The organism is uncultured Desulfovibrio sp. (genome assembly GCF_944327235.1).
In the GTDB taxonomy this organism is placed as follows: Bacteria; Desulfobacterota; Desulfovibrionia; order Desulfovibrionales; family Desulfovibrionaceae; genus Desulfovibrio.
Map to the genome: position 1 here is coordinate 1 of NZ_CALVHE010000119.1, position 5,993 is coordinate 5,993.

The window sequence follows — 5,993 nt, forward strand, 5'->3', positions numbered from 1 at the left end:
AGGAATTGCTACACGGTATGTCAAAAGATGCGCCTCTTTTCTTGCCGCCGTTCAAATTAGATGCATATCTTTGTGGGTAAATATAATTTGACGACACTGTCTAAAAAGAAAGGTAGATTAAGGTATTCTGCAGGCCGTTTTTTTTATATCGCCGGGGGACGTGGCAGATCTGGGCTGTCTTGCCGGTGCACGGTATCGTACAGTGACCAGAGCAAAAGTTTTGGGAAGGGAGAGGGGAGCGCGAGGGGAGAGGGAAAACCGTTTTCCAAAACGGTTTCCCTCTCCCCTCGCAAAGACCCCCTACACCAGCAAAAAATAAAAAGGAGAGGTCATGACATCACGGGGGGCGGCGCTTGTCTCCATGCATCTGGCGACGTTGCTTTTTGGCGTTTCCGGCGTGTTTGGGAGGCTGACCGCGTGCAGTGCGGAGATGATCGTTTTCGGGCGTACGGTCTTTGCGCTTGGCCTGCTCTGGCTGCTCTTGGTCTGCTGGGGCGTCAGGCCGTGGCAGGGCGTGGGCGGGCGTCAGGTCGCCGGGCTGGCGGTCTCGGCTGTGCTGCTGGCCTTGCACTGGTTTACTTTTTTTCTGGGCATCAAGACGGGCGGTGTGGCGGTAGGCACGCTGGGTTTTGCCTGTTTTCCGGCTTTTGTAGCTTTTTTCGAGCATCTTTTTTTCCATGAGCGCATCACCGGGACGGAAAAATGGCTGATGCTTGCCGTTACCTGCGGTCTTGTGCTCGTCGCGCCAAGCTATGACTTCAGCGACAGGGGCACGGAGGGGCTGTTGTGGGGGATAGTTTCCGGCGCGATCTATGCCCTCAATGCGGTCAGCAATCGGCGCAATGTGGGCGATATGAGCGGAGAACAGGCTTGCTGGTGGCAATATGCCTTCATCGCGCCGCTGACGCTGCCGCTGGTGGCGCGGGAGCTGCCGTCCGTCAGCGGGATGGACTGGCTGTGGCTGGCCTGCCTCGGCCTGCTGTGCAGCGGGCTTGCGTATACCTTGTTCGTTAACAGCTTGCGCGCCATCCCGGCCCGACTGGCCGCCATCGTCATTGCGCTTGAGCCGTTGTACGCCATACTGGTGAGCTGGGTCCTGCTGGATGAAGCGCCGGGCCTGCGGACGCTGGCCGGCGGTGCGCTCATCCTGGGAGCGGTCGTCAGTGCCGGTCTGCGGCGGCAACCTTCCTGAGGGCCGCTAAGGCCTGTTAACACAAATTTTACAAATAATTTCAATAGATAAGACAAACAGGCTGTATACACACCGCTTGCTTTTGGGACGAGAGTACCTTGTGTCTTTGTCTCTTCCCCCCAAACAGACAGCGAATAGTGTTAACAGGCCCTAAAGGGCGGCGAGGAGGCCGCATGGGCCATACTTGCGGGCCTTGCTGCCATTTTGTATGCTGGAGGGACACTTTTTGCCCCTGTCCAGTCCGGGTCCAGGACACAGCATCCTGTCCTCTGCGCGGCCTGATCGCGCAAAGCGACGATGACGGGAAAAGCGGTTTTTTGAGGCTTGTCGCACAGCTCCACCGATCTTTTTCTGTCGTCCTGCGGGGCGGGATAGGTCAGACCTGGCGAAAGCCAAGTCCGGATATCCTGACCCAGACAGCCAACCTTTGACAGCGAGTCGCCATGATCCTTGAAATAGTCTCTTACCCTGATCCCCGCCTCAAGCTGAAATGTGAGCCGGTACAGGAAATAACGCCGGAGATCCGGCAGCTTGCCGCCGATATGCTGGAAACCATGTATGCCGCTCCCGGTGTGGGGCTGGCCGCGCCGCAGGTGGGGCGCAATATCCGTATGCTGGTCATGGATGACGGCGCGCAGGAGGAAGAACGCCGACCGCGCGTGCTCATCAATCCCCGTCTGACGCTGGAAGGGGAAAAGGTGGTCAGCAAGCAGGAAGGTTGCCTTTCCGTCCCCTTCAACTACCGGGCCGACGTGACGCGCTACGAACGCGTACGCCTGCAGGCGCAGGACCTCGACGGCAAGGAGATCGACGAGGAGCTGACGGATTTTGCGGCCATCATCGTGCAGCACGAATGCGACCATCTCGACGGCGTGCTGTTTATCGACCATATCAGCCGTTTACGGCGCAGCATGTATGATTCCAAGGTAAAAAAATGCCTCAAGCGAAAAGCTGCCGAATAGTTTTCATGGGCACGCCGGAGCTGGCGGCCGTGGTACTGCGGCGGCTGGCGGGCTGGCCGCAGGGTGAGCTGCTTGCCGTCTATACCCAGCCGGACAGACCGGCGGGACGTGGTCAGAAGCTGCGCCCCAGTCCGGTCAAGGAAACCGCGCTGGAGCTGGGCCTGCCTGTGCGACAGCCGGAAAATTTTCGGGATGCCGCCAGCGTGGCCGAACTGGCTGAACTTGCGCCGGATGTGCTGGCCGTGGCGGCCTATGGCTTGATTTTGCCGCAGGCCGTGCTGGACATCCCTCGACTTGCGCCGCTCAATGTGCATACGTCGCTCTTGCCGCGCTATCGGGGGGCAGCGCCCATCCAGCGCGCCATCATGGAGGATTGGCAGCCGGGCGCGGAAAGCGGCGTTTCCATCATGCGTATGGAAAAGGGGCTGGATACTGGCCCTGTTTATGCGCAACGGCGCATTGCGCTTGCGGAGCAGACAGCGGGCAGCCTGCATGATGCCCTTGCCGAGTTGGGTGCGGAGGCGCTGCTTGAGGTGATGAGCGGGTTGTGCGCCGGAACGGCGGTGGCCGTGCCGCAGGATGAGAGCCAGGCAAGCTATGCCGCCAAGGTATTCAAGGAGGACGGCTTTGTGGACTGGAGCCGCCCGCTGGCGGCGGTCCATGCGCAGATCCGCGGCGTGACGCCTTTTCCCGGCGCGCGGACGCTCCTGCGTGGGGAAGGGCTGTCCGAACCGTTGCTTTTGCAGATATGGCCCGGACAGCCGGAAGCCTTTGCCGAGGGAGAGCGGCCCGCCTGCGGCAGCGTGTGGCGGGACAAGGCGGGACTTTGCGTAGCTTGCGCCGACGGCTGGTACCGTCTGGGCCGCGTGCGGCCTCCGGCAAAGAAGGAGATGGACGCTCTCGCGCTTTGTAATGGTTTGTTACAAAAAATGCCGCTGGGACTTGGCGGTACGGCGTCCCCTCCCGAAGCGTAGATTTTGACGTCCGAACCGCATACGATTCGGGCGTCTTTTTTTACTTTTTTGACCTGTGATTCAGAAAAAGGCTCTTTTTGCCTGAGAAGGCCGCACAGGGCCAAAATTTACCATATGGCCATAATCGGGAATGATTCCTGAAAAATGATACGGCAGTAGCGCAGGAGAGGACCCTGCGGTATGCCTTTGCAGTAATACGAGGGCACGATGTCCTTTTTTGACAAATCCCCCCATTCTCTTCCTGCGGACGAGTACGGCGGGGCGCACAAGCGTATCTTCATCGGCATGATGCTGGCGTCCTGTCTTTTGCTCTGCCTGTGCATCGTCTTTCTGTTCATCCTTCCCTGGCTCGATCTGGGAGATATCGTCAGCTGGTTGCCCGCCTTCAATCGGGGGCTGGGGATATTGCTCATCGTCGGCGTTTGCTGGCTCTGTCTGACGCTGGTGGTGCATATCCACACCGGCCGCTGCTTTCCGGGCATCCGCCCTGTTCGGCAAATGGTGATCCGTCTGGTCTTCCCGCTCATGGAAGTGCTGTCCCGGCTGATCGGGGTGGACAAGGCTCTCCTGCGGCGCTCCTTCATCAAGGTCAACAACGAGCTTGTGCTGGCCGACAGAAAGCATGTGCGGCCCGAAGAGCTTCTGTTGCTGCTGCCGCACTGCGTACAGCGCAGCGCCTGTCCGCACCGCCTCAGCTACAAGGTGGATCTCTGCCGCCGCTGCGGTCTTTGTCCGGTGGGGGGGCTGCTCGATCTGCGCGACGCCTACGGCGTCCATCTGGCCATCGCCACGGGCGGCACCATCGCCCGGCGTATCGTGGTGCAGCGCAAGCCGCGCTGCATCATTGCCGTGGCCTGCGAGCGCGACCTGACCTCCGGCATACAGGACAGTTATCCGCTGCCGGTATTCGGTATCCTCAATGAGCGCCCGAACGGCCCCTGTCTGGATACGCTGGTGCCGCTGGACAGACTGGAAGAGGCCATCCGGCTTTTCCTGGATGTGCCTGCCTCGCAGCCGCGCGTCATCCTCAAGGAATTGCGTCCGCAGTCGGCCGGGGCCTGAGTACGTCCAGCCTGAGGAAGGGGAGGGCTGCGGCGCGTCGAGCCGTCTGCCCTTGCCGGAACGGAGAAGAACAAAGGAGCGCTCTTCATGCCCAGTCATACTGCCGGACAGGCGTCCAGCATGTTTGGGGAAAAGGCTAGGTTGCGCCGTCTGGGAGGGAGCCCGCTGGCTTTGGCCGTGCGGGCTCTTTGTCTGTTGGATGCTCACCATGCGGCGGGATGTACGGTCCAGGTCGCCCTGCAGGAAGTGTCCACCGCAGGCGGTGACGCTTCCTGCCACGGAAAAGGGGACAAACGAATGCCGCGTAACGATGCGGCCAATGCCGCCCGCGACAGGGCGCTGGCCACGGAGCTGACCTACGGCGCACTGCGCGCTGAGCGTCGTCTTGGCTGGATCCTGAGCAAGTGCGTTCCGGCCCCGCAAAAATTGCCCCTTCCCCTGCGGCGGATACTCCAGGCCGCCGTCTATGCTTTGCTTTTTTTGGAACGCGTCCCCGCCCATGCGGTATTGCATACCGCGGTCAGTCTGGCGTCGAACCTGTACGGCGCGCGTCTGGGCGGGCTGGTCAACGCTACCTTGCGAAGTGTGCAGCGTCTTGGTGAAGCGCCGCATTCCCGGTCATTTTACGCGGGAAAGGAACCGGTCGATTTCTTTGCTGGAGCTGGAGCGGGCGGCGACAGACGGGCGGAAGGGGATGAACCGGAAGGGATAGCCGAGGCTGCCCGGTTTTATGGGTTGCCGTCCACGCTTGCCGTTTGTCTGGCGGAAGAGGCGGGAGGAGTAACGGAAAGGGTGGAGGCGCTCTTTCGACGCTCGGCACAGCGCCCTTGGCATGGCTGGCGCATCAATGCTTCGTCGCCACAGAGCGATGAGGTGCGGGCGTCCGCCTTGGACACGCCGCTGACGGACGTTGCGCCGCAGGGCGATAGTTCGGATGTGGAAGGCGGTCCCGTATCCTGCCGCGTGGGAGAGTGGGGAGTGGCCTTTGCGCCGGGGAGGCAGCCGGACGAGCTGGCCGGACGATCCTTGAGGGACTGGGAAGGCAAGGGCGTGATCTCCGCACAGGCAGCGGGTTCGCAGGCCGTGCTCGACGAGCTCGGGCTGCGGGACTGGATAAGGGCGCAACGGCCTGTCTGGGACGCCTGCGCCGGTCAGGGGGGCAAGGGACTGGCGTTGCGGGAGCAGGGGGGAATACTTGCCCTCTGCACGGATACGTCCCGCAGCCGACTGGAACGTATTGCTCACGAGTGCCGCCGCCTGGGGTTGCCCTGTCCGGCGCTGGCACTGGCGGACGCCCGTTTTCCCGTGGTCCGTCCGGGGAGCTGGTCAGGCGGCATCATCGCTGACGTGCCATGCAGTGGGCTTGGGGTACTGGCCCGGCGACCGGACATCCGGCGGCGACCTTTTGCGGAGATGCGCCGCCTTGCGGAAGTACAGCGGGATATCGCCGCAGCCCTCGCACGCTGCCTTGCTGTGGGAGGGGAGCTAGCCTATATGACCTGCACTCTCCGCCGTGAGGAAAATGAGGAGCAGGTGGAACATCTGCTGCATCTGCCGGATGTGCGGCTGGAATGCTGCACTCTCTGGAAGACGCCGTGGGACCATCCCTGGCTTGAAGGGATGTTCGGGGCACGCTTGCGACGTGTGGCATAGAGAGTTTTGCCATTGGAAACAACATAACGTGAGGCGGCGGCACAGTGTTGTACCGCCGCCTCGTATTTTTCTCTTTTCAAAGGCAAAATGCTCTAGGGTCAGGACTCATTAAAGGTAAAAAATGACAATGGCAGCAATATGGATTGCCGA

General features: G+C 61.2%; 5 protein-coding genes and 1 pseudogene. All 6 read left to right on the forward strand.

Going from position 1 to position 5,993, the window contains the following annotated elements; all coding sequences use genetic code 11:
* Window positions 1-91, forward strand: a pseudogene (locus tag Q0K00_RS11090) (IS5/IS1182 family transposase); the annotation flags it as partial.
* A 240-nt stretch (window positions 92-331) separates the two neighbouring features.
* On the forward strand, window positions 332-1,192 hold the full coding sequence (locus Q0K00_RS11095; RefSeq protein WP_297229524.1) for a DMT family transporter: 861 nt from the start codon (window positions 332-334) through the stop codon (window positions 1,190-1,192).
* A gap of 443 nt (window positions 1,193-1,635) precedes the next feature.
* Window positions 1,636-2,154 carry a peptide deformylase gene (gene def / locus Q0K00_RS11100; RefSeq protein WP_297229526.1) on the forward strand — a complete coding sequence of 173 codons (519 nt, stop codon included), beginning with the start codon at window positions 1,636-1,638 and terminating at the stop codon, window positions 2,152-2,154.
* Window positions 2,155-2,159: 5 nt separating this feature from the next.
* Window positions 2,160-3,128 carry a methionyl-tRNA formyltransferase gene (fmt, locus tag Q0K00_RS11105; protein WP_297229528.1) on the forward strand — a complete coding sequence of 323 codons (969 nt, stop codon included), beginning with the start codon at window positions 2,160-2,162 and terminating at the stop codon, window positions 3,126-3,128.
* Between the two features lie 207 nt (window positions 3,129-3,335).
* Complete coding sequence (locus tag Q0K00_RS11110) at window positions 3,336-4,190, forward strand: DUF116 domain-containing protein (RefSeq protein ID WP_297229530.1); 855 nt, start codon at window positions 3,336-3,338, stop codon at window positions 4,188-4,190.
* A gap of 87 nt (window positions 4,191-4,277) precedes the next feature.
* Window positions 4,278-5,843, forward strand: coding sequence for a transcription antitermination factor NusB (locus Q0K00_RS11115; RefSeq protein ID WP_297229531.1), 1,566 nt, complete (start codon window positions 4,278-4,280; stop codon window positions 5,841-5,843).
* Window positions 5,844-5,993: the final 150 nt, after the last annotated feature.